General features: G+C 66.2%; 20 protein-coding genes and 1 tRNA gene. 14 read left to right on the top strand and 7 right to left on the bottom strand.

Annotation, left to right across the window (positions count from 1 at the left end; genetic code table 11):
* Window positions 1–16 precede the first annotated feature (16 nt).
* From DES47_RS19560 to DES47_RS19550, 3 genes are all read right to left on the bottom strand, one after another.
* On the bottom strand, window positions 17–3,499 hold the full coding sequence (locus DES47_RS19560; protein ID WP_133702426.1) for a coiled-coil domain-containing protein: 3,483 nt from the start codon (window positions 3,497–3,499) through the stop codon (window positions 17–19).
* 155 nt (window positions 3,500–3,654) lie between these two features.
* Window positions 3,655–4,131, bottom strand: coding sequence for an ASCH domain-containing protein (locus DES47_RS19555; protein ID WP_133702425.1), 477 nt, complete (start codon window positions 4,129–4,131; stop codon window positions 3,655–3,657).
* A 36-nt stretch (window positions 4,132–4,167) separates the two neighbouring features.
* The gene (locus tag DES47_RS19550; RefSeq protein ID WP_243748395.1) at window positions 4,168–4,866 is read right to left on the bottom strand and encodes a DUF1294 domain-containing protein; all 699 of its coding nucleotides are present in this window, start codon (window positions 4,864–4,866) and stop codon (window positions 4,168–4,170) included.
* A gap of 198 nt (window positions 4,867–5,064) precedes the next feature.
* On the opposite strand from DES47_RS19550, the gene DES47_RS19545 reads away from it, so the two are divergent.
* Entirely contained in the window at window positions 5,065–5,919 is an 855-nt protein-coding gene (locus DES47_RS19545) for a restriction endonuclease (protein ID WP_133702424.1), read from the top strand.
* A gap of 629 nt (window positions 5,920–6,548) precedes the next feature.
* Here the strand turns inward: DES47_RS19545 and DES47_RS19540 are convergent.
* Window positions 6,549–7,325, bottom strand: a complete 777-nt coding sequence (locus DES47_RS19540; RefSeq protein WP_133702423.1) for a hypothetical protein — start codon at window positions 7,323–7,325, stop codon at window positions 6,549–6,551.
* Window positions 7,326–7,667: 342 nt separating this feature from the next.
* Here DES47_RS19540 and DES47_RS19535 point away from each other — a divergent pair, with 342 nt between their 5' ends.
* On the top strand, window positions 7,668–7,883 hold the full coding sequence (locus tag DES47_RS19535; RefSeq protein WP_133702422.1) for a hypothetical protein: 216 nt from the start codon (window positions 7,668–7,670) through the stop codon (window positions 7,881–7,883).
* Between the two features lie 10 nt (window positions 7,884–7,893).
* Here the strand turns inward: DES47_RS19535 and DES47_RS19530 are convergent.
* Together DES47_RS19530 and DES47_RS19525 are read right to left on the bottom strand one after the other, a co-directional pair.
* Window positions 7,894–7,981, bottom strand: a tRNA-Ser gene (locus DES47_RS19530).
* Window positions 7,982–8,074: 93 nt separating this feature from the next.
* Window positions 8,075–8,893 carry a symmetrical bis(5'-nucleosyl)-tetraphosphatase gene (locus DES47_RS19525; RefSeq protein ID WP_133702421.1) on the bottom strand — a complete coding sequence of 273 codons (819 nt, stop codon included), beginning with the start codon at window positions 8,891–8,893 and terminating at the stop codon, window positions 8,075–8,077.
* A gap of 96 nt (window positions 8,894–8,989) precedes the next feature.
* On the opposite strand from DES47_RS19525, the gene DES47_RS19520 reads away from it, so the two are divergent.
* The 4 genes from DES47_RS19520 to pcaCD all read left to right on the top strand — a co-directional run bounded on the left by DES47_RS19520 (window position 8,990) and on the right by pcaCD (window position 13,858).
* Window positions 8,990–10,291, top strand: a complete 1,302-nt coding sequence (locus DES47_RS19520; protein WP_133702420.1) for a hemolysin family protein — start codon at window positions 8,990–8,992, stop codon at window positions 10,289–10,291.
* Window positions 10,288–11,067 carry a SapC family protein gene (locus DES47_RS19515; protein ID WP_166652079.1) on the top strand — a complete coding sequence of 260 codons (780 nt, stop codon included), beginning with the start codon at window positions 10,288–10,290 and terminating at the stop codon, window positions 11,065–11,067. Before DES47_RS19520 ends, DES47_RS19515 begins: the two co-directional genes overlap by 4 nt.
* A 26-nt stretch (window positions 11,068–11,093) precedes the next feature.
* Window positions 11,094–12,503, top strand: a complete 1,410-nt coding sequence (locus DES47_RS19510) for a lyase family protein (RefSeq protein WP_133702418.1) — start codon at window positions 11,094–11,096, stop codon at window positions 12,501–12,503.
* Between the two features lie 128 nt (window positions 12,504–12,631).
* Complete coding sequence (gene pcaCD, locus DES47_RS19505; protein ID WP_133702417.1) at window positions 12,632–13,858, top strand: bifunctional 4-carboxymuconolactone decarboxylase/3-oxoadipate enol-lactonase PcaCD; 1,227 nt, start codon at window positions 12,632–12,634, stop codon at window positions 13,856–13,858.
* Window positions 13,859–13,868: 10 nt separating this feature from the next.
* On the opposite strand, the gene DES47_RS19500 is transcribed toward pcaCD, so the two are convergent.
* Entirely contained in the window at window positions 13,869–14,669 is an 801-nt protein-coding gene (locus tag DES47_RS19500; RefSeq protein ID WP_133702416.1) for an IclR family transcriptional regulator, read from the bottom strand.
* A 110-nt stretch (window positions 14,670–14,779) separates the two neighbouring features.
* Between DES47_RS19500 and DES47_RS19495 the strand changes: the two genes are divergently transcribed.
* From DES47_RS19495 to DES47_RS19460, 8 genes are all read left to right on the top strand, one after another.
* Window positions 14,780–15,745 carry an MBL fold metallo-hydrolase gene (locus tag DES47_RS19495; RefSeq protein ID WP_133702415.1) on the top strand — a complete coding sequence of 322 codons (966 nt, stop codon included), beginning with the start codon at window positions 14,780–14,782 and terminating at the stop codon, window positions 15,743–15,745.
* A gap of 144 nt (window positions 15,746–15,889) precedes the next feature.
* Window positions 15,890–16,432, top strand: a complete 543-nt coding sequence (locus DES47_RS19490) for a VOC family protein (RefSeq protein ID WP_133702414.1) — start codon at window positions 15,890–15,892, stop codon at window positions 16,430–16,432.
* Between the two features lie 13 nt (window positions 16,433–16,445).
* On the top strand, window positions 16,446–18,014 hold the full coding sequence (locus DES47_RS19485; RefSeq protein ID WP_133702413.1) for an FAD-dependent oxidoreductase: 1,569 nt from the start codon (window positions 16,446–16,448) through the stop codon (window positions 18,012–18,014).
* Window positions 18,011–18,226 (top strand): DUF2783 domain-containing protein, encoded by a 216-nt coding sequence (locus DES47_RS19480; protein WP_133702412.1) that lies wholly within the window; start codon window positions 18,011–18,013, stop codon window positions 18,224–18,226. The genes DES47_RS19485 and DES47_RS19480 overlap by 4 nt, the downstream gene beginning before the upstream one ends.
* A complete protein-coding gene (gene hmgA / locus DES47_RS19475) occupies window positions 18,223–19,515 on the top strand; it encodes a homogentisate 1,2-dioxygenase (protein ID WP_133702411.1) in 1,293 nt (430 codons plus the stop codon). The genes DES47_RS19480 and hmgA overlap by 4 nt, the downstream gene beginning before the upstream one ends.
* A complete protein-coding gene (fahA, locus tag DES47_RS19470; protein WP_133702410.1) occupies window positions 19,512–20,849 on the top strand; it encodes a fumarylacetoacetase in 1,338 nt (445 codons plus the stop codon). Before hmgA ends, fahA begins: the two co-directional genes overlap by 4 nt.
* A gap of 111 nt (window positions 20,850–20,960) precedes the next feature.
* Window positions 20,961–21,461: an outer membrane beta-barrel protein gene (locus DES47_RS19465; protein WP_133702409.1), complete on the top strand. Its 501-nt coding sequence runs from the start codon at window positions 20,961–20,963 to the stop codon at window positions 21,459–21,461.
* A 140-nt stretch (window positions 21,462–21,601) separates the two neighbouring features.
* The gene (locus DES47_RS19460; RefSeq protein ID WP_208115056.1) at window positions 21,602–22,633 is read left to right on the top strand and encodes a TRAP transporter substrate-binding protein; all 1,032 of its coding nucleotides are present in this window, start codon (window positions 21,602–21,604) and stop codon (window positions 22,631–22,633) included.
* Window positions 22,634–22,637 lie beyond the last annotated feature (4 nt).

The following is a 22,637-nucleotide window of genomic DNA, read 5'->3' as shown; positions in this document are numbered from 1 at the left end:
TTTCAGTGCATAGTGCTCACCCGGCGAAGGCCTTGAGCTCGGTGCCGACGTTGAGCTTCTTCTCGGCATCGGTCAGGCCGCGGTTCTTGCACATTTCCTCCAGCCGGGTGGCCATCGCCTTGAGTTCGTTGTCGAGCGCGGTGGTCAGGTGCTTTTTTGCGTCGGCATAGCTGGGGAACACCGCATCGCCGAAAGCCTTGGTGGTGGTGTAGTCCGCCGACGCCGCCGTTCCGGTCTTGCCCGCGGCGTGGTCCTTGTACCGGTAGTCCTCGGCGTTCCACATCACGGACTTCTTCTTGCGGTAGCACTTCAGGTTGTGCGGGTGGTCCTTCTCGCCCGTCCACTCCAGCGTCAGGTGGATGCCCTGGCGCTCGGTGCCCACCATGGCGGTCAGCAGCTTGGCCCGGACGGTGTCACTGTTGGGGTCCTGGGGCGTGCCACGGGGCCATTTGGCTTTGCCGTCATAGATATTGGGGTAGACCGACAGATGCATCGGTATCACCCCGTAGGCGGGCCGGGCCGGGAAGTTGCTGCCTATGCCCAGGCAGTGGTTGCGATCCGCCGCCTTGATCAGCAGTTGGGCCTCCCAGTCCTTCTCCAACTGGGCGCGCAGCATCTTTACGGGTATCTTGCCGGTCACCGCGCTGTTGTAGCGGCCCTGCACGATGCTGAGCTTCAGGCCCTGGTCCACCATCAGGCGGGCGCAGGCCAGCAATTCGTCCTTGGTCTCGGGGCTGTCGTCCCACTTCAGCGTTTTCAGCCAGGCGTCGAAGGTTTCGAAGGTGATGCGGGTGGAGCTCAGCACCGCATTGGCGTTGGCGACGCCGTCGTCCTGCGCAATGTCGAAGGAGAGCAGGCCCTGGGCCTGCTGCACCGAGGTCTTGGCGGCCTTGAGCAACAGGTCCTGGGCGGCGGCCCCGTCCTGGGCCAGTGCCTTCATGTCCGCCGCGCCCCAGCCCGGCGGCAGGTTCGGGGCCTTCATTTCCTGGGCGCCCTTGCACAGGGCTAGCTTGCGGTCCAGCGTGTCGTTGCGCTTGCGCAGCGCCTCCTGGGCCTGCTTCACCAGGGGGATGCGCGCCAGCGTCTGGTCGACGCTGAGCTTGAGCGTGCCGGTCAGCGCCAGGATCTTCTGGTCCAGCTCCGCGGCGCTGAGCCGCTCGATACCGAAGTAGTCGTCGTCCGCCGCATCGAGTGGCAGCAGCACACCGATCTGCTCCTTGATGCTTGCGTTCGGGGTGTAGAGGTGCTGGTCTATCCAGCTGCGCAGCGTCGCGATGCGGGCCTGCTCGGCCTCGGCCTCCAGGCGCGCCGCCTCATCCTGCTCGCCATCGGGCTGTGCCTGCTTGAGCCGGCGTGCCAGCTCCCGGCTCAGCTTGCGCAAGCCCAGCACCAGTTCGCGCAGCAGGGCCTCCCCCTGCACCGGCTGCTGGTCCGTCAGGGCCTGCTCGATGCGCTGGCGCAGTGCGAGCGCGTCTTTCAGGTCTTCGTCGGTGGCGCCCTCGGGCATCACCACCCGGTCGAACTTGTCGCGCAACGCGGCCAGCGCCTGGGCCAGACGCTCGGCAATGGCCTTGCGGGCCCGCTCAATGTCGTCGGCCAGCGCCTTCAGCGCGGCCGGTATAGGCGCCAGCTTGCCTTCCAGTATCAGCGCCTGGGCCTTGGCGCGCAGGTCGGCCAGCGCCGCGGTCTCGGCAACATCGGCGCCCTCCGGATCGACCAGGGCCTCCAGCTGAGTCTGCAGGTCCAGCAGCCGCGCCTGCTTCTCGGTGGCGATGGCGCCCGGCGCATCCAGCGCGGCCTGCTGCAGGCGCTCCAGTGCGTCCCGGGCCTCGTCCACCAGGCCCTTGGCAATGGCCTGCTGCAGGGCCTGGCGCGGGGCGGTGAGCGGGTGGGTGGCGAGCAGGGCCACCTCGGGCGGGTCCAGCACCAGGTCCAGCGCATCCTGCAGGCTGGCCAGCAGCGCCGCCTTCAGCTCCTGGGCCTCGATCTTCGCCTCGTCCCATTCGGCGGCCAGCATGTCCAGCAGGGTGGCGGCCCACTCCACATCGTCCTGCAGGGCGGCGGTGATGTCGTCGCGCAGCACCTGCAGCGAGCGGGCCACCGGCAGCTCGAGGTCCGGCGGGTCCTGCTTCAAGGGCGCCAGCTTCTTTTCCAGCAGCGCGATCTGCTGCTCGCGCCAGGCCTCGGCCTCGTCCAGCTTCGCGTCCAGCGCCTTCAGCACCTCTGCGGCCTTGGCCCACTGGCCCTCGCTGGCGCGCAGCTCCGCCAGGTCCATCACCGGGCGCAGCTTGCTGGCCCGCGAGGGCACCTGGCGCATCGCCGCGCGCAGACGCAGGGCGCTCTGCTCGCGCTGCTGGGCAAAGCGCTCTTCCTCGCTGCCGGCCAGGGCGACCAGCAGCTCGCCCAGCTTCTTCAGTGCCGCCAGGCCGTTCACATGCCGCCCCTCGGTGCCATGCTGGCGCGCGAGGGTCAGCACCGGCTGCAGCTTCTTGGCCTCGTCCGGCACGGCCTCCATGGTCTTGGCCAGCTTGGCCTCGACCGCCTTGAGCAGCGCCTCGAAGGCGGGCCGGGCCTTCTCGTCGGCGCTGGGCGCGGTGGTGCCGGTCTGGGTCTCGGTGGCCCTGCCCGATGCTTCGCCCGATGCCTCGCCCGTTGATCCGCCGGGCTGTGCCGTCGCGTCGCCTTCGTCGGGCGCCTCGTCCGACTCAAGCGCCTCGCCGGTGTCCGATTGCACCACCACCTTGGCGACGCGGAAGCCGCAGGTCTTCAGCGCCGGCCGCACCTTCTTGGTCAGCCCGCCGAGGTTCTTCTCCGGCTGCAGGAACAGGGTGGTGTCGACGACCCAGGCCAGGCCCTGCGTGCCGATCTTGCTGCCGGTGGCGGCCTGCAGCTTGATCAGCAGCGCGCGGCCCGAGGTCTTGGGGTTCATGACCAGCGTGGCGGGGTCCTTGTCCTTGCCGTCCACATAGGCGAAGCTGACGCGGCGGGTGGGGTCGCGCTTGCACAGGGTCAGCTGGCCCAGCAGCTTGCGCGGGTCCAGCAGCAGGGCCGGCGGCTCGTTGTCGTCCTCGTCGCTGTCGGGCAGCTGGCTCAGCGCCTTTTCGTAGGCGGCCTTCAGCGCGTCGGTGCCGGCGTCGATGTCATCGGCCAGCTTGCCGGCGGCTTGGCTGATGGCCTTGGCCGCGCGCTGCACCGTGTCGGCGGCGGTCTTGTCCTTGAGCTGCTGGCGGCTCAGGCTGTCGATCTCCATCGCCGCCTTCTTCAGCGCAAAGGCCTTGCTGCGGAACAGGCGCTCCCGCTCGGCATAGGCCGCATCCAGCTCGGCCCGCGTCTTGGCGGCCTTGGCCCAGCCCTCCTCGAACAGCTTCCAGTCCACGGCGTCATGCGCCTTGAGCAGGTCCTTGAGCTTGGCGGGCAGCTCGCTCTTGGCGGCGAAGCTGTCCTTCTTGCGCTCCCAGACGGCGGGTTTGAGGTCATCCGGAAAGGCAATGGCGGTCATGGCGTGCACCTGGTTGGCGTCGGGGCGATGTGCATGGCCATAGTGCGGCGCCCCGGATCGGGCGCGGTCTCAAGGCCTGCGCGGCCGGCCAGCCTACCGGATTGCGGCGCGGCGCGCAGCATCTTCTTGGCGTGCGCGGCCCAGGCCAGCCGGCGTCAAGCGGCGCGCCGGTAGATGACCTGGAAGCGCTCGCACAGCACGGGCATCTGCGGGTGCGGCTCCCTGCCGATGCGCGCGCACTCCCGCGCGAAAAACGCCTGGTGCGCCTCGCGCCAGTAGCGCAGGGAGCCGTCGCCCTCGCCCTCGGTGGAAGCGAACTCCTCGCTCACCTGATCGAAGGGCACCACGTCGATCCGGGTCGTCTCGATGACGCACAGTGCCGTGCCCTGCCAATCGGTCACCACGGTGAGATCGCCCACCTTGGGCGCGACAGCGCCCGGCAGCTCATAGGTCCAGACCAGGCCGGCCGTGGCGCGCTTCACCCCGGCCAGCACCAGCTGGGCCAGCTCGTTGGCGCTGGGCTCGTTGTCATCGAAATAGGTCGCCTCCAGGAAGCGATGGGCGACATTGCCTCCGACGGAGGCTTCGAACTCGGTCCAGAACGGGAGGATGGAGGCTGGGATGTCGGGCATGGTCTGTGAGCTCGCTGATCGAAACAGGGGATGCTCTCATCCGCGGAAGGCCGCCGCGAATGGCGAGTTGAGGGCGACGAAGGCCATGACGTTGAGCACCACCGTGCCCCAGAACGCCGATCTGAATGATGCCTTGTTCGACTTGTGGCGCAGCAGCTGCTGCGCCACGATGGCGCCGGGCCAGCCCCCCGCCAGGCCGAGGAAGAGCAGGGTGCTTTCGGCGACGCGCCAGCGGCCCGCCTTGGCAGCCGACTTGTCAGCGGCGTAGGCCGCGAAGCAGAGTAGGCTGGCCGCCAGATAGAGCCCGGCGCACCAGCCCGGCACCCGCCACACGATGGCCACCGCCAGGTAGACGACGATGAAGGCCGGGATCGCGAACAGGCTGGCCGTGCCCCACTGCGCCGGGTTGTCGCGGCGCCTAGTCGCGCGGGTTTGCGCCGCTCGCACCAGCTCCACATTCCTGGCCCGCTTCTTCCCCTCCCGGTTCAGCTCGATCTCGAAGCTGACCCGTTGGTTGAGCTGCGGTCGGCCCGCGCGAGCTGGAAAGGCCTTGATGTGGACGAACACCTGCTGCCCGCCCTGATCGGCCTCGATGAAGCCGAAGCCCCGGTCGTCGGTCCAGGATTTGAGGGTGCCGGTGAAGCGCATGGGTGCAATGAAGGTTCCAGGTTTGATGGCGGTCGGCTGCTCGACCGAATGCGACGGGACTTTCCACTTTCGGGCGATCGGTGTCAATGCGCTCAGATGCCGGGTCGTGGTCCGGTATCAGTTGCCGAGCTGGCCGGGCCGGGCTGGGCCGGCACGGCAAATTTCGGTGAAGATACGGTCAGCCGCGCCAACAATAACGAGAGTAGGAAGCGGCGGCACACACCAACACGTCCATGCGGGACGGAGCGGAAAAAAGAAACAACGAAACCAGGCGGGGAGGCCGACATGGGCAGAAGAAAACGAACGAGCGCGGGCGACGACGTGATGGCACTGGTCGCCCTGCTGCCCTGGTGGGCGGGCGTGGGCATGGCGGTGCTGAGCTATCTGCTGCTGCACGCTCTGGCGCAACCTGACCCACCGGTGCCTTTGCAGCCCGGTCAAGTAGGCGCCTTTGCCTTGCGCACCATGTTCAAGTCCGTGGCCCTGGTGGGGCAGTATGTGTTGCCCGTCCTGTGTCTGGTGGGCGCCCTGGTTTCGTTCCTGAAACGCCGCAAACGCGCGGGCCTCGTGGCGGACGCAGGGCAGGCCCAGCGCGCCGACGCACTGGACGGCATGTCCTGGCACGAGTTCGAGATGCTGGTGGGCGAGGCCTTTCGCCTGCAGGGCTTTGCCGTCACCGAAACCGGTGGCGGTGGCGCCGATGGCGGCGTGGACCTGGTGCTGGGCCGTGGCTCGGAGAAGTTCCTCGTGCAGTGCAAGCAGTGGAAGGCCTACAAGGTCGGTGTCGAGGTTGTGCGCGAGCTGTATGGCGTGATGGCGGCGCGAGGTGCTGCGGGCGGCTTCGTGGTCACCTCGGGGCGCTTCACCGAGGACGCGAAGGCGTTTGCGGATGGGCGGAATGTGAAGCTTGTCGATGGGCCGCGGTTGCTGGGGTTGATCAAGCAGGCGCGGCAGTCGTTGGCGGGCGGAAGCAAGCCTGCGGCTGTTGCGGACGTCGTACCTGGAAGCGGCCAACCGAAGTGCCCGCTCTGCCAATCGGCCATGGTCAAGCGGACGGCTAGGAAGGGGGCGAACGCGGGGGCGCAGTTCTGGGGGTGCAACGGCTATCCGACTTGCAGGGGAACTCGGCAGATCAGTTGAAAGCTATGGGGATGTCTGCGTCTTCACCCGCCATAGAGCACCAAAGTAATAGGTGCCGAGGCCATATGCGGTTAGGTAGGGAATCGCGGGACTAATCGATTATGAAGCGTACTCTCGCCTGGCCGGGGAAATATATGCAATAGACCTTGCATATGTGTACATCGCGCAGCGTCATATTCAGGCTATGCGCGCCAACTCAATTTTTTTCCGGCCGCCTTGTTGGCAGGCTTGCCGGTGCGGCAGCAGGCGCCGCAACATCCCTCCTCTCGATAGCTGATACGCGCGCGGAGGTCTCTATTGATGTACGTAGAAACTCATCCGACTTACGCTTTAGCTCCTTTACATCTTCCCCCAAGTTTTTGACTGCACCGGTCACGTCCGCGTAGTGCCAAAGAACGCCTAACGCAGCCACGGCGGCGGCGAGGTAAACAGAGACTTTTCCCCAGTCCGTTGGCGGGGCCGGCGTCGGTAAGAACAATGCGGAGCTAGGTATAGGAACGGATTCACCTTTCACTCGTTTGACACCGGTAGAGGTAGGCGACTGCTGAGCAGATGTTGTGCCAGTGGTTGAAGTCTCAGCGGAAGTCATGAAGTCTCGGCTTCGCTGCGAAGGACTTGGTGGACGAGGCTTACTTCTTCCCATGACTCATCGCACCAAACGCTTTGACTTTATCGTCTAAATGCCCTTCTGCCTTTTCAAAGTGCTTGTGCAACTTCAATATTTCATCAGGTACGCTGCTGTTGATCACTGGCGCAAAGTACCTTTGAACATCCAAGTTAACATCAATAGACCCAGGGGACGGATGCGATGCGTCCATGCTCGCATCATAGAAGTTGTAAATATAGTTGATGAAGTCTGCCTTCTTCGGATCAGGCGCCAATCCATCTGAAGCTGGGGCTCTCTCCTCGAAGCGTAGTTGAAACTTTTCAGTGAGCAGTTGAGTTTCCAGCTTTGTCAGCTTTTCTCTGAGCCAGCCGCTGGCGGACTTTGTCTCCGCGCTATACCTATACTCGGCGACCATCCCGATGCGCCGCACATCTTGGATATTCAAGACTGCATTCACAGCTGACCAAATTAGGCGGAACTCATCGAGCACTTTTTTGAAGTCAAATGATGTGTTTGCCTCGTAATAGTCCTTGGTGAATGTGAAATTCTCGTCAGTAAGCTGAAGCGAATTCAATTGATCCTCACTACTCAGACGGAAGGCCGTTCGGTCGTTACTCACCACGACCTCGGAAAAGAAGTCGTCATGTAGGCCTTTGGTCCGGAGTCGAAGGACCGCGTCCACGACCTCGCCGCCCTTGCCATACACACGAAACATCTTTGCAAAAGGCTGTACGCCGATTGTGAACTTCCGAACAATCGCCATTTGATGATCCTCTTTGCTCCAGCCGAGCACGTTCACGGTGGTTCTCTAGCTAATGCTGTCAGTAGACTGGGAGGAGATCGTCCGGCAACAGAAACGACCAGTTGCTCCTTCTGTCAACTGCACATGATTTTGACCTGCCAAGCCTGGCGGGCGGTGCCAGACTAGCCCTAATTGAGCCCAGCAACAGCTGGCGATTGTGGTTTTTCCACACGGAGGATGTCGCACTTGATGCTGGACAAATCGGTCCCAAAGTCGCTAGCAAGCTCCGCATGGTGTAGTGGCCGGAGCGGTTCCGGAACTGGTGTTTCAGCAAGCGGGCGCCGTGCGTTCGGTGGTCGATACCGAGTATTTTGAGTTGTTGTTGAAGGAGGCCAAGCCATGACAGATCAATCGCAAGAGTTGGCTTCCGAGCCGCTGAGCCCAGACACACAGGCGATGCTGGACAGCCTTCAACTGGCCGTGACCAAGACGCTGGAGCGCAAGCGCCGCCTCGGCCATTACGTCGTTCAATGGTCTGGTGATGCGCCAGTGCTGGTTGGGGAAGATGCCCCTGCCTATTTGCCCGTTCGTCGCGAGCCCATTGGCGGTGACTGAGCCCGCCATCTGGCGGAAGCGGTGAGATTCGAACTCACGGACGGTTTCCCGTCGCCGGTTTTCAAGACCGGTGCAATCGACCACTCTGCCACGCTTCCTTGGGTCTGACTTTGCGTGGGCGCCGAGGGAGACTCGGGGGCCGCAACGCAGGGCGCGATTCTATACGCGCTGAACAGGCCTCACTCCGGCCCTCACTCTCCCGGCTTCTGCGCCTGCTCGCATGCCACCTGCACCACCTCCCGCCGCCCGCCATCCACCCGAACGGCCGTCAGCTGCCCGCCCCAGACGCAGCCGGTGTCGAGAGACAGCAGATCCGGCCGGTTGATCAGGCCTAGGGTCGACCAATGGCCGAAGGCGATGGGCACACCCTCGGTGCGGCGGCCGGGGGCCTCGAACCAGGGGGTGTAGCCGGGTGGGGCGGTGTCGCCCTTGGCTTTCATCTCCAGGCGGCCATCGGCGTCGCAGTAGCGGATGCGGGTCAGCACATTGATGGCGAAGCGCAGGCGGTCGGGGCCGGCCAGGGTTTCGGCCCAGAGCGATGGCTCGTTGCCGTACATCACCTCCAGAAAGGCATGCAGGTCGGCGCTTTGGAGTTGGCTCTCTACTTCGCCGGCCAGGGCCAGGGTGGTGGCCAGGTCCCATTGCGGCACGACGCCTGCATGCACCATCAGCCAGCCCTCGGCGAAGCAGGCCAGGCGCCGCTGGCGCACCCAGGCCAGCAGGGCCTCGCGGTCGGGGGCGGCGAGGATTTCGGCCACGGTGTCGCTGCGGTGGGCGCGCCTGACGCCCTGGGCCACGGCCAGCAGGTGCAGGTCGTGGTTGCCCAGCAGGCAGGTGGCCGAGGTGCCCAGATCGCGCAGCAAGCGCAGCGTGTGCAGCGAGCGGGGGCCTCGGTTGACGAGGTCGCCGAGCAGATAGATATGGTCGCGCGAGGCGGAAAAGTCTATCTGCCGCAGCAATTGCTCCAACGCGCTACAACATCCTTGAACGTCGCCAATCAGGTATTTCATGGGGGTGATTGTGGGGGCTGCCGTCACTATCATCTGCTACCCTTGCCCGCTTTCGCACAGCTGCGTGGGGAGCGACGCTCCGCTGCCACGCCACCCATGGACATTGCCCTACTTGTATTCCTGATTCTGCTCAACGGCTTTTTTGCCATGTCGGAGATGGCCTTGACGGCCAGCCGCAAGGCGCGCTTGCAAGTGATGGTGGAGAGCGGGGAGGGCGGTGCGCAGGCGGCGATGGACCTGCACGAGAACCCGACCAAGTTCTTGTCGACGGTGCAGATCGGCATCACCTCGATCGGGGTGCTGAACGGTATCGTCGGTGATGCGGCGTTTTCGAAGCCGCTGGGCGACTGGCTGCTGGCGACGTTCGAGTTGCAGCATGGGGCGGCGCACATCACCTCCACGGCCCTGGTGGTGGTGAGCATCACCTTCCTGACCATCATCTTCGGCGAGCTGGTGCCCAAGCGTCTGGGGCAGATGCACCCCGAGGTGGTGGCGCGGCTGGTGGCGCCGGCGATGGAGATGCTGTCGCTGGTCGCGCGGCCTTTTGTGAAGCTGCTGATGGCCTGCACCGAGGCGATGCTGCGCCTGCTGGGCATCAAGGGCGGGGTGTCGCGCAGCGTGACGGAAGAAGAGATTGCGGCCAGTCTGGAAGAGGGCCTGGACGCCGGGGTGATCGAGGCGCAGGAGCACCAGATGGTGCGCAATGTGTTCCGGCTGGACGAGCGGCTGATCGGCTCGATGATGATTCCGCGGGCCGAGATTGCCTGGCTGGATCTGGATGCGTCGCTGGAGGACATGATCAAGGTGCTGGGCGACCAGGGGCATTCGCGCTACCCGGTGTGCCGCGGTGCCTTGAGCGACGTGGTGGGCGTGGCCTCGTCACGGGCGCTGCTGCAGCGCCTGCTTGAGGGCCGTCCTCTGGACCTGGGCGAGGGCCTGCAGGCGCCGGTGTTCGTGCCCGAGACCTTGTCGGGCATGGAGCTGCTGGAGCACTTCAAGGCCTCGGGCGCGCAGCTGGTGTTTGTGGTGGATGAATATGGTGAGGTGCAGGGGGTGATCACCGTGCGCGATGTGCTCGAGGCCATTGCCGGTGAATTCACTGCACCCACCGATGAGGATTCCTGGGCGGTGCAACGCGAGGATGGAAGCTGGCTGCTGGACGGCCTGATTCCGGTTCCCGAGTTCAAGGACCGCCTGGGTTTGAAGGAGCTGCCTGAAGAAGAGCGTGGCCGCTACAACACCCTGGCCGGCATGATCATGCTGCTACTGGGGCGGCTGCCGCGCACAACTGACGTGGTGGAATGGCAAGCTTGGCGATTCGAGGTCGTGGACCTCGACGGCAAGCGCGTGGACAAAGTGCTGGTCACACGACTGGCGGACGAAGGAAACACCGAATGACAACGACCCCTACCCCCCCCAATACCAATCCGCCGATGTACCAGTCGCTGGAGCCGCTGGACCGCCAGCACCACCGCAATCTGAAGATGAAGGAAGGCGTTTCGCCGGTGCCCCGCGCGGCCGGCCTGAACTCGCTGTTCCTGGCCGTGGTTGAGTTCGCCGACGCCTGCAAGGAATTCCCCATCGTCTTCGTGCCGGTCGGCGCGGCGCCCACCGACGGCTCCAAGCAGGCCATCGCGCCGCTGGCCGTGCTGGGCCTGACACCGGGGACCAATCTGTTCATCAAGGACGGCGTCTGGACCGGCCGCTACCAGCCCGCCTATCTGCGCCGCTACCCGTTCGTGATGGCGCGCCTGGAAGGCGTGGCCAATGACAGCATGGCCGTGTGCATCGACTCGCAGTGGGAAGGCTTCTCCGAGACCGAGGGCCTGCCGCTGTTCAATGACAAGGGCGAGGCCACGGACGTGATGACCAACGCCCATGCCTTCACCGAGAGCTTCGAGCGCGAGGCCGAACGCACCCGCGCCGCCTGTGACCACCTGCTGAAGTACGACCTGCTGCAGGAAATGCGCTTCGAGGCCACCCTGCCCGACGGCAACAAGCTCAATGTCGAGGGCTTCCTGGCCGTTGACGAGAAGAAGCTGGCCGAGCTGCCCGACGCCAGCGTGCTGGAAATGCACCGCAACGGCCTGCTTGGCCTGATCGAGATGCACCGCGTGTCGATGGGCAATATGGCGCGCCTGGCCGATATGCAGGCCGCTTTGCCCAAGGCCTGATCCCGGATGCGCCAAGCCGCCACGCCATGAAGTCGATGGTGTTCGAGGAGTTCCTCTCCACACCGGAAATTCAGGCGGTGTTCGGCGAGGCCTCCATCGTCCAGGCGATGATGGACTTCGAGGCCGCGCTGGCCCGGGCGGCGGCGCGCGAGGGGCTGATCCCCCAGTCGGCGGCGGTGGCGATTGCCGGCGTCTGCCGGGCCGAGCTGTACGACCTGTCTTCGCTGGTGCAGGCCAGCGGACGGGCCGGCAGCCTGGCCATACCGATGGTCAAGAAGCTGACCGAGACGGTGGCCCTGTTCGACCCGCAGGCCGCCAGCTACGTGCACCGCGGCAGCACCAGCCAGGACGTGATCGACACGGCCATGGCCCTGGTCACGCGCCGCGCGCTGGCTCTGCTGGAGCGCGATCTGCTGCGCCTGTGCGACGGCCTGCTGAACCTGGCCGAAACGCAGGGCCGCCACCCGATGCTGGGTCGCACCCTGATGCAGCCGGCGCTGGTCACCAGCGTGGGCTTCAAGCTGGCCGGCTGGGTGGCGCCGCTGTTGCGCTGCGCGCACAGCCTGCGCCTGGCCGCCGATGATGCGCTGATGCTGCAGCTGGGCGGCGCGATCGGCACGCTGGCCGTGATGGGCGACGGGGCCGATGCGGTGTGCCGCCATGTGGCGCAAGACCTGGCCCTGGGCCTGCCCGATCTGCCCTGGCACACCCAGCGCGACCGCTGGATACGGCTGGGCGCCGAGGTCGGCGTGCTGTGCGGAGCGCTGGGCAAGATCGCCAATGATGTGTCGCTGCTTGCGCAGGCCGAGGTCGGCGAGATGCTGGAGCCCAGCGTTAGCGGGCGCGGTGGCTCGACGGCCATGCCGCACAAGCGCAACCCGGTGGCCTGCCTGGTGGCCCTGGCCGCGGCGCAGCGCACGCCGTTCCGGGTCGGTGCGCTGCTGGGCTGCATGCTGCAGGAGCACGAGCGAGGCCTGGGCAACAACCAGGCCGAGCTGGCCGAGTGGGTGGGCCTGTTCACCAGCGCCCATGGCGCGGTCAGCGCGCTGGCCGAGGCGGCGGCGGGGTTGCAGATCTTCCCCGAGCGCATGCGCGCCAATATCGACGCCGTCAAGGGCCTGGTGTTCACCGAGGGGCTCTATATGCTGGTCTCGCCAGCGGTCGGCAAGGCCGAGGCGCAGCGCTGGGTCGAGCAGCTGTCGCACCAGGTGCTGGAGCAGGACCGCCAGCTGCTGGATGTGGCCCGGGAGGCACTGGCCGCCGATCCGAAGCTGCAGGCCGCAGTGACGCACGAGCAGCTGCAGGCGCTGTTCGACCCCGACCTGGTGGCCGCCCATGCGCAGAGCCGGGTGCGGGTGCCGCTGCAGCATCTGCGCGAGCAATGGCAGGCCTTGAGCGCGACGCCGCATTTCGTGCCGGCTAACGAACGGGCGTAACCGCTTGCACACCACGGATTCCATCCGGGCTACACGTCCGCCGTGGTACGGCCCGGGTTCGACGCATTTGCCGTAGCCCGGATGCAATCCGGGGCCAACATCACCACGTCTTGTGTCACGATGCCGGCATGAGCACGAACCACCCCGAAGACGATTTCGACCGTGGCCTGAAGAACCGCCGTGCGGTGCTGGGCGACGCCTGGATTGAACGCTCCACCGCCGGTGCGACCGCCTTCAATGCCGACTTCCAGTCGCTGATCACCCGCTACGCCTGGCACGACATCTGGGGCCGCCCGGGCCTGGATCACACCACCCGGCGCCTGCTGGTGCTGGGCATGACGATGGGCCTGGCGCGCTGGGAGGAGTTCGAGCTGCACTGCCGCGCGTCCATCCAGGGCGGCGTGCCGCTGGAGATGATCAAGGAAACGCTGATGCAGGGCGCCATCTACTGCGGCGTGCCGGCGGCCAACACGGCCTTCAAGATCACCATGGACATCCTCCGCGCCGAGGGTCTGCTGCCGCCACCCGCGCCGCTGACACCGGGCGTGCGCGCCTCGCACCACCACACCTTCAGCCAGCCCCAGCTGCACCTGGCGGTGCAGGGCGCCGAGGCCGGCGCGCCCATCGTGCTGAGCCATGCGCTGGGGCTGGATCTGACGATGTGGGATGGGCTGGCTGCTGCATTGGCGCCCGAGCACCCGGTGCTGCGCTACGACCACCGCGGCCATGGCGGCTCGGCCCGGCCGGCCGGCCCCTACACGCTGGACCAGATGGTCGATGACGCCGCCCGCGCGATCCGCGAATGGGGCCGCGGGCCGGTGGTCTTCGTCGGCCTGTCGATGGGCGGCATGGTGGGCCAGGGCCTGGCCCTCAAGCACCCGGAGCTGCTGCAGGGGCTGGTGCTGGCCAACACGACCTCGCAATATCCCGAGGCGGCGCAGCCGGTCTGGACGCAGCGCATCGCCGCGGTGGAGCAGGGCGGCCTGGCGGCGGTGGCCGATGGCGCGATCGAACGCTTTCTGCATGCCGACTTCCGCGCCGCCCATCCGGCCCAGGTGGCGGCCGTCAGGGCGCAGCTGCTGCGCAGCGATGCGCCGTCCTACGTGGCCTGCTGCGAGGCGATCCGCGCCGTTGATTGGCTGGGCCAACTGCCGCAGGTGAAGGCGCCGACGCTGGTGATCGCCGGTGCGCGCGATGTGGGCGCCACCCCGGCGATGGCCGAGGCGATCGCCCATGCCATTCCCGGCGCCCAGCTGAAGATCCTCGCCGACGCCTCGCACCTCAGCGTGATGGAGCAGCCGGCGGAATTCGAGGCGGTGCTGCGCAGCTGGCTGGCGCAGCAGCAGACGGTTTAACGGTTCAACATCAGGCCGGCCGCCAACCCAGCTGGCGCGACAACTCCAGCCCGCTGCGCTTGAGCGACAGCGCCATCGCGCCTTCCAGGTCGAGGTCGAAGCTGCCGCTGGGGCCTATGGCCGTCAGGCTCAGCACCATGCGGCCCTGGTCATCGAACACCGGCGCGGCCAGCGCGCTGACGCCCTGCACCACGCCGTCCCTGGAGCTGGCAATGCCCTGCTGGCGGGCCAGGGTCAGCTGGGTTTGCAGTTCGGCGTCCAGCGCGGCCGAGCCATGGCCGTCCAGTGCGGCCTCCATGGCCAGCGCGGCCAGCACCTGCTCCGGCGGCAGATGGGCGGCGAACAGCCGGCCCGAGGCGGTGCCGCGCAGATTCATCACCGTGCCGTGGCGCATCGTCACATGGACCGGGCTGGCCGCCTCGGCCACGCGCACGATGGTCGGCCCGCGGTTGCCCCAGACGGCAATCGCCATCGTGTGGCCCAGCTGCGCGGCCAGCTCCTCGATGCGCGGCGTGGCCAGGCGCACCGGGTCGTATTGCTGCAGGCTGATCAGCCCCAGCTGCAGGGCCAGCGGCCCCAGTCCGTAGTGGCCGCTCTGGGCTTCCTGCTCGACAAGGCCTATCTTGATAAAGCTCACCAGATAGGGGTGGGCCTTGGCCGAGGGCATGCCGGCCTGGCGGGCCAGGTCCTTCAGCGCCAGCGGCCGGCCATGGTGGGCCAGAGCCAGCAAAAGCTGGCCACCGACCTCGACGCTCTGGATGCCGCGCGGGCCGCGCTCGGCGGCGTCGCTACCGTCTTCGTTGGGGTTCACTAGGGTTTCTACTTAAATGAATGAGTTAGACATTAACAAACGCAATGATTAAGATCAAGTCCTGAAATTCGTTAATGACGAATTAATTCACCAAAAGCGAAGAAGCAGCCATGACTCAAGCGACCAAGACCTTTGCCTCCCAAGCCGACCTGGAAGAAAAGCGGGTCAGCTTCGACAAGCTGTCGGATCACGCCTACGCCTACACGGCCGAGGGTGACCCGAACACCGGCATCGTCATCGGCGACGACGCGGTGATGGTGATCGACACCCAGGCCACGCCGGTGATGGCCGCCGACGTGATACGCCGCATCCGCGAGGTGACGGACAAGCCGATCAAGTACGTGGTGCTGAGCCACTACCACGCGGTGCGCGTGCTGGGCGCCTCGGCTTATCAGCCGGAACACATCATCGCCAGCCAGGACACGCGCGACCTGATCGTCGAACGCGGCGAGCAGGACAAGGCCAGCGAGATCGGCCGCTTCCCGCGCCTGTTCCAGAACGTCGAATCGGTGCCCCCGGGCCTGACCTGGCCGACGCTGACCTTCACCGGCAAGATGACGCTGTGGCTGGGCAAGCTCGAGGTGCAGCTGCTGCAGCTGGGCCGCGGCCACACCAAGGGCGACACGGTGGTCTGGCTGCCGCAGGAGAAGATCCTGTTCTCGGGCGATCTGGTCGAGTTCGATGCCACGCCCTACGCCGGCGACGCCTACTTCAAGGACTGGCCGCAGACGCTGGACAACCTGGCCGCACTGAAGCCCGAGAAGCTGGTGCCCGGCCGCGGCGCCGCGCTGCAGACACCCGATCAGGTGGCCGCGGGCCTGGCTGGCACGCGCGCGTTTGTGAGCGAGTTGTACGAGAGCGTCAAGGCGGGGGCCAGCGCCGGCCGAGAGCTGAAGGCGGTGTATCGCGAGACCTATGACCGCCTGGCCGTCAAGTACGGCCAGTGGGTGATCTTTGCCCACTGCATGCCGTTTGACGTGACCCGCGCCTATGACGAGGCGACGCAGTTCCCCGACCCCCGCATCTGGACCGCCGAGCGGGACATCGCGATGTGGCAGGCGCTCGAAGGGGCTTGAACGGCGATCCCGGATTGCATCCGGGCTACGAATGGTGCACCGGCCCCGGATTGCATCCGGGCTACGAAAACCCCTTGTAGCCCGGATGCAATCCGGGGCAAAGGTTGCGGGCTTGAGCTACGAACTTGAACGACAGGAGACCCTATGAAGATCGAACGCATCCACCACGTCGCCTACCGCTGCAAGGACGCGAAGACCACCGTCCAGTGGTACGAGAAGCATCTGGGCATGAACTTCGTGCTGGCCATCGCCGAAGACCAGGTGCCGTCCACCCACGCGCCCGACCCGTATATGCATCTGTTCATGGACGCCGGCAACGGCAACATCCTGGCCTTCTTCGAGTTGCCCAATGCGCCCGAGATGGGGCGCGACACCAACACGCCGGAGTGGGTGCAGCACATCGCCTTCAAGGTGGCCACGGTGGCCGAGCTGGAGGAGACTAAGACGCGGCTGCAGGCCGCCGGCATCGAGGTCATCGGCATCACCGACCACACCATCTTCAAGAGCATCTATTTCTTCGACCCCAACGGCCACCGCGTCGAGCTGGCCGCCGATGTGGGCACGCCCGAGATGTACGCCAAGCTCGATGCCTGCAAGTGGGAGATGCTGGAGGAGTGGAGCAAGACCAAGCGCGCACCGAAGCACGCGGCCTGGATGCACGACAAGGAATTCGCCACTCGGGCCTGAGGCGAGCGCGCTCATGCAGAACACCTACACCTACCCCGAGTTCGAGTACCGGCAGAGCGACGAGCAGCGCCGCGGCGAGCTGCGCCGCCACGCGTTGGTCATCATCGGCGCCGGGCCCATCGGCCTGACGATGGCGCTGGACTGCGCGGCGCGCGGCATCGCCACCGTCGTGCTGGACGACAACAACAGCGTCAGCATCGGCTCGCGCGCCGTCTGCTATGCCAAGCGCACGCTGGAGGTCTGGAACCGCCTGGGTGTGGTCGAGCCCCTGCTGGCCCAGGGCGTCAGCTGGCAGGTGGGCAAGGTGTTTTTCCGCGACGAGCTGGCCTATCAGTTCGATCTGCTGCCCCAGGCCCAGCAGCAGATGCCGGCGATGATCAATCTGCAGCAGTACTACCTGGAGGAACAGCTGGTCGCCGCCTGCGACAAGCATCCGCTGGTCGACCTGCGCTGGAAGCATCGCCTGACCGCGTTGGAGCAGGGCGATGATGGCGCACTGCTGACCATCGAAACGCCCGACGGCAGCTTCAAGCTGCAGGCCGACTGGGTGGTGGCCTGCGACGGCGCCAACAGCGACACGCGGCGCATGCTGGGCGCCGACTTCCAGGGTCAGGTCTTTCAGGACCGATTCCTGATCGCCGATGTGGTGATGACCGCCGACTTTCCGACCGAGCGCTGGTTCTGGTTCGACCCACCCTTCCACCGCGGTCAGTCGGTGCTCCTGCACAAGCAGAGCAACAACGTCTGGCGCATCGACTTCCAGCTCGGCCGCGATGCCGACCCGACCGAGGAGAAGAAGCCGGAGAACGTGATCCCGCGCATACGTGCGATGCTGGGCCCCGACGCCCGGTTCGAGCTCGAGTGGGTCTCGGTCTACCAGTTCGCCTGCCGTCGCATCGATCAGTTCCGCCATGGCCGCGTGCTGTTTGCCGGCGATGCGGCGCATCAGGTCTCGCCGTTCGGCGCGCGTGGCGCCAACACCGGCGTGCAGGATTGCGACAACCTGGCCTGGAAGCTGGCGGCGGTGATGGACGGCCGCGCGCCCGAGGCGCTGCTGGACAGCTACCACGCCGAGCGGGCCTTTGCCGCCGACGACAACTTGCTGCAGTCCACCCGCTCGACCGACTTCATCACGCCCAAGACCCGCGCCTCGCTGCGCCTGCGCAATGCGGTGCTGGAGCTGGCCAAGACCGAGGCCTTCGCGCGGCCGCTGGTCAATAGCGGACGGCTGTCGACGCCGACGCCCTACACGCAGTCGCCGCTGATCACCGCTGACGAGGATCGCTTTGATGGCGGCGTTGCGCCCGGCAGCCCCTGCGTCGATGCGCCGCTGCCCGGTGGCGGCTGGTTGCTCGAAGCGCTGGGCGAGGGCTTTGTGCTGCTGAGCTTTGGCGAGGTGGGGCCCTGCCCGTTGCCGGTGCTGGTGGCCGAGAGCTCCGGCCTGCTGGCCGAGCGCTATGACGGCCGCCCCGGCACCTGCTACCTGATACGCCCCGACCAATACGTGGCGGCGCGCTGGCGAGGCTTCGATGCGGCGAAAGTAGCCGCCGCCGTGCAACGCAGCCTCGGAGTGAAGCCATGACGCTCAAGCGCGAACCCAATCTTGCCAATGCCGATGCCTTCTACGAGGCGTTGATCAACAGCCAGCGCGAGCTCAGCGACGACCAGGCCGATATGCTGCTGGCCAAGCTGGTGCTGATACTGGCCAACCACATCGGCGACCGGGCCGTGCTCGACGAGGCACTGGCCCTGGCCCGAAACAACACGCTTCAATCCACCCTTGTTCAAGCATGAGTGAACTGTCCTACCAAAGCGGCTTCGGCAACCAGCATGCCAGCGAGGCGATAGCCGGCAGCCTGCCGGTGGGCCGCAACAGCCCGCAGCGCGTGGCCCATGGCCTGTACGCCGAGCTGCTGTCGGGTGCGGCCTTCACCGCACCGCGTGCCGACAATCTGCGCACCTGGCTGTACCGCCGCCAGCCCTCGGTCGTCGTCGGTGGCTACCGGCCGCTGGATCATGAGGGTTTGAAGACCGGCGCCAAGGACGGCGTGTCCGCGCCGCCGGACCCGATGCGCTGGGCGCCGCAGCCGCTGCTGGATGGGCCGCATGACTTCATCGCCGGCCTGCGCACCCTGGTCGTCAACGGCGATCCCGATGCCCAGACGGGGATGGCCGCGCACGTTTACAGCGCCACTTCGTCGATGGAGCGCCGCGCCTTCGTCAACGCCGATGGTGAGCTGCTGATCGTGCCCGAGCAGGGCGCGTTGACCATCAGCACCGAGCTGGGTGTGCTGGAAGTGGCGCCGGGCGAGATCGCCCTGCTGCCGCGCGGCATGGCCTTCAAGGTGGCCGTCAGCGGCCCGTCGCGCGGCTATGTGTGCGAGAACTATGGCGCCGCCTTCCGTCTGCCCGAACTGGGCCCGATTGGCTCCAACGGCCTGGCCAATCCGCGTGACTTCCTGGCGCCCGTCGCGGCTTTCGAGGCTGAGGCAGGCGCCTACGAGATCGTCAAGAAGTACGGCGGCCGTCTGTGGACGGCGCGGCAGGACCACACGCCGTTCAATGTGGTGGCCTGGCACGGCAATCTGACGCCCTACAAATACGACACCAGTCACTTCATGGTGATCGGCTCGATCAGCTTCGACCATCCGGACCCCAGCATCTTCACCGTGCTGACCTCGCCCAGCGACACGCCGGGCTGGGCCAATGTGGACTTCGTGATCTTCCCGCCGCGCTGGCTGGTGGCCGAAGACACCTTCCGTCCGCCCTGGTACCACCGCAATGTGATGAGCGAGTTCATGGGCCTGGTGCAGGGCCAGTACGACGCCAAGCCAGAGGGCTTCAAGCCCGGTGGCGCCAGCCTGCACAACACCATGGTGCCGCATGGCCCCGACACCGAGGCATTCGCCAAGGCATCGAACGCCTCCCTGGCGCCCCACAAGCTGGACAATACGCTGGCCTTCATGTTCGAGACCCGCTGGCGCCTGCTGCCGACCGCCTATGCGATGCAGGGTACCGGCCTCGAGACCAACTATGCCGATTGCTGGGCCGGGCTCAGTGACAACTTTAAGGACAAAGCGTGAGCCTCATCGACCACACCCATGACCCGCTGGCCCGCAGCTGGGTCGCATCGGCCAATGCCGACGACACCGACTTCCCGATCCAGAACCTGCCGTTCGGGCGTTTCCGCCGCGCCGGCACGGGCGAGGACTGGCGCCTTGGCGTGGCCATTGGCGATCAGATCCTTGACCTGAAGCTGGCCGTTGGCGCCGGGCCCTGGGACCTGCGCTGGAGCAGCCCGCTTCAGCGCCTGCTCGAGGTGCTGGCCCTGGGCGATCTGAATGTCTTCATGGCCCTGAGCGCCGCCGAGCGCCGCTCGGTGCGCCACGGCCTGTTCGCCGGCCTGCGCGAAGGCAGCCTGGGCGAGGCGGCTTTGCAGTCCTGCCTGGTGCCCCAGGCCGTGGCCGAGATGAGCCTGCCCTGCTTCATCGGCGACTACACCGACTTCTACACCGGCATCCACCATGCCACCACGGTGGGCAAGCTGTTCCGGCCCGACAACCCCCTGCTGCCCAACTACAAATGGGTGCCGATCGGCTATCACGGCCGGGTCTCGTCGATCGGCGTCAGCGGCTCCACCGTGCGCCGCCCGCTGGGCCAGCTGAAGGCGCCGGACAGCGAGGTGCCAGTTCTTGCTCCTTGCAAGCGCCTGGACTACGAGCTGGAGCTGGCTGCCTTCGTGGCCGGCGGCAATGCGCTGGGCGAGCCGATCTCCATGGCCAAGGCCGACGATCATCTGTTCGGCGTGACCCTGCTCAATGACTGGTCGGCGCGCGACATCCAGGCCTGGGAGTACCAGCCGCTGGGGCCCTTTCTGGCGAAGAACTTCGGCAGCACGATCTCGCCCTGGATCGTGACGATGGACGCGCTGGAGCCCTTCCGCGTGCCCTTTGCCCACCCCGAGGGCGACCCGCAGCCGCTGCCGTACATCGACTCGGCCAAGAACCGCAGCGAGGGTGGCTACGACATCGATCTGGAGGTCTGGCTGCAGACCGCGGCGATGCGCGAGAAGGGCGAGCCCGCCACGCGATTGATGCGCTCCAACTTCAAGCACGCCTACTGGACGCTGGCGCAGATGCTGACCCACCACGCCAGCAACGGCTGCAATCTGCAGCCGGGCGACCTGATGGGCACCGGCACGCAGTCGGGCCCCGAGGCGGGCGAGGGCGGTTCGATGCTGGAGCTGAGCCAAGGGGGCAAGCAGGCCATGACGCTGCCCAATGGCGAGCAGCGCACCTTCCTGCTCGACGGCGACACGGTGATCCTGCGTGCCCATACGGCCAGGCCCGGGACGCGGCGCATCGGCTTCGGCGACTGCGCGGCGACGATTACGCCGGCGCCGTCAAGCATTTCATAACGCTGTAACACCACTGGCTAGAATCCCCTCACCACCTCCGCATAACGGAGGTGGTTTTTCATTTGAGCTGCGCACAAGCAAGCAGCCAAACCAACACAGAGAGGGATACCCATGAAAAAGATCATCGTTCTGGCGCTCGCCGCCGCCTGCGCCGCGCCGGTGCTGGCTGCTGACTTCTATGTCGGCGCCGATGTCGGCCGCAACCGTTTCGACGACGAGGGCCTGAAGCTCAACAAGACCGGCCTCAGCGTCTTTGGCGGCTACGTCATCAGCAACAACATCGCCATCGAAGCCGGCTACCGCCGCCTTGTCGACGGCACGGCCACCTTCGGCGCCACCAAGGTGGACATCGATGCCCACGCCTTGCAGCTGTCGGGTGTGTTCTCGGTGCCAGTGGCCACCGACTTGAGCCTGTTCGGCCGTCTGGGCATCAACAACATCAAGATCAAGGCGTCCTCGAATGCCGCCCGTGCCAGCGACAACGAGACCAAGGCCCTGTTCGGCATCGGTGCGCGCTACGCCGTGTCACCCCAAGTGGGCCTGCGCGTCGAGTACCAGAAGCCCGCCAGCGACTTCAGCGTGATCTCGGCCGGCGTTGATATCCGCTTCTGATCGTCCGAGAGCCTCGTCTCTGCCAAAGGGGCTGCCTGCGCAAGCAGGCAGCCCTTTTTTGCGGTCAACCCTGATCGCCAAGGGGCGGCTGGGGCCCTAAGATGCGGGCCAAACCATCCACAACGATTGGAGACTTGGCCATGAGATCCCTTGTGCTGAAGACCGGACTGGCTGTTGCGGCCGCGCTGTGCGCCTTGGCGGCCGGCGCCCAGGAAGTGACGCTAAAGGTGCATCATTTCTGGCCCCCGGGCGCGATGCCGCCGACCAAGATCCTGATGCCCTTCTGCGACAAGATTGCCGCCGAATCCAACAACCGGATGAAGTGCCAGATCTTCCCGGCCATGCAGCTGGGCGGCACGCCGGCGCAGCTGATCGACCAGGCCAAGGACGGTGTGGCCGATATCGTCTTCACGCTGCCGGGCTACACCGCCGGGCGCTTCCCGATCATGGAGGTGTTCGAGCTGCCCTTCATGAACAACTCGGCCGAGGCCGGCGCCCGTGCTGCCTGGGACTTCTACGGCAAGTACGCCGGCAAGGAGTTCCCCGGCATCAAGCCGCTGATGTTCAGCATCCATGACGAAGGCTATCTGCACACCCGCGACAAGCAGATCAAGTCCATGGCCGACCTGAAGGGCCTGAAGCTGCGCGCCCCGACCCGCCAGACCAACAAGCTGCTGGCCTCGCTGGGTGCCACGCCGGTGGGCATGCCGCTGCCGGCGGTGGCCGATGCGGTGAGCAAGGGCACGATCGACGGCTTTGCCCTGCCCTGGGAGGTGATCCCCTCGGTCAAGCTGCATGAGATGGTCAAGTTCCATACCGAGACCGACGCCTCGCGGCCCGCCCTGTACAGCGCGGTCTTCATCCTGGCCATGAACCAGGCCCGCTATGACGGCCTGCCGGCCGACCTGAAGGCCATCATCGACCGCAACTCGGGCGCCGGCCTGTCGCAGAATGCGGGCAAGATCTGGGACGAAAGCCAGGCCGTGGGCCGCAAGCCGGCGGTGGACCGCGGCAACACCTTCTACACCGTCCCCGCCGCCGAGGTGGACCTGTGGATCAAGGCCAGCCACCCACTGTATGACGACTGGGTCGCCGACATGGACAAGCGCGGCCTGCCCGGAAAGCAGATGCTGCAGGACGCCCAGGGCCTGCTGGCCAAGTACAAGAAGTGACCGG

It is taken from the genome of Roseateles toxinivorans (genome assembly GCF_004362525.1).
In the GTDB taxonomy this organism is placed as follows: domain Bacteria; phylum Pseudomonadota; class Gammaproteobacteria; order Burkholderiales; family Burkholderiaceae_C; genus Paucibacter; species Paucibacter toxinivorans.
This window is presented reverse-complemented; position numbering and strand designations above follow the sequence as displayed.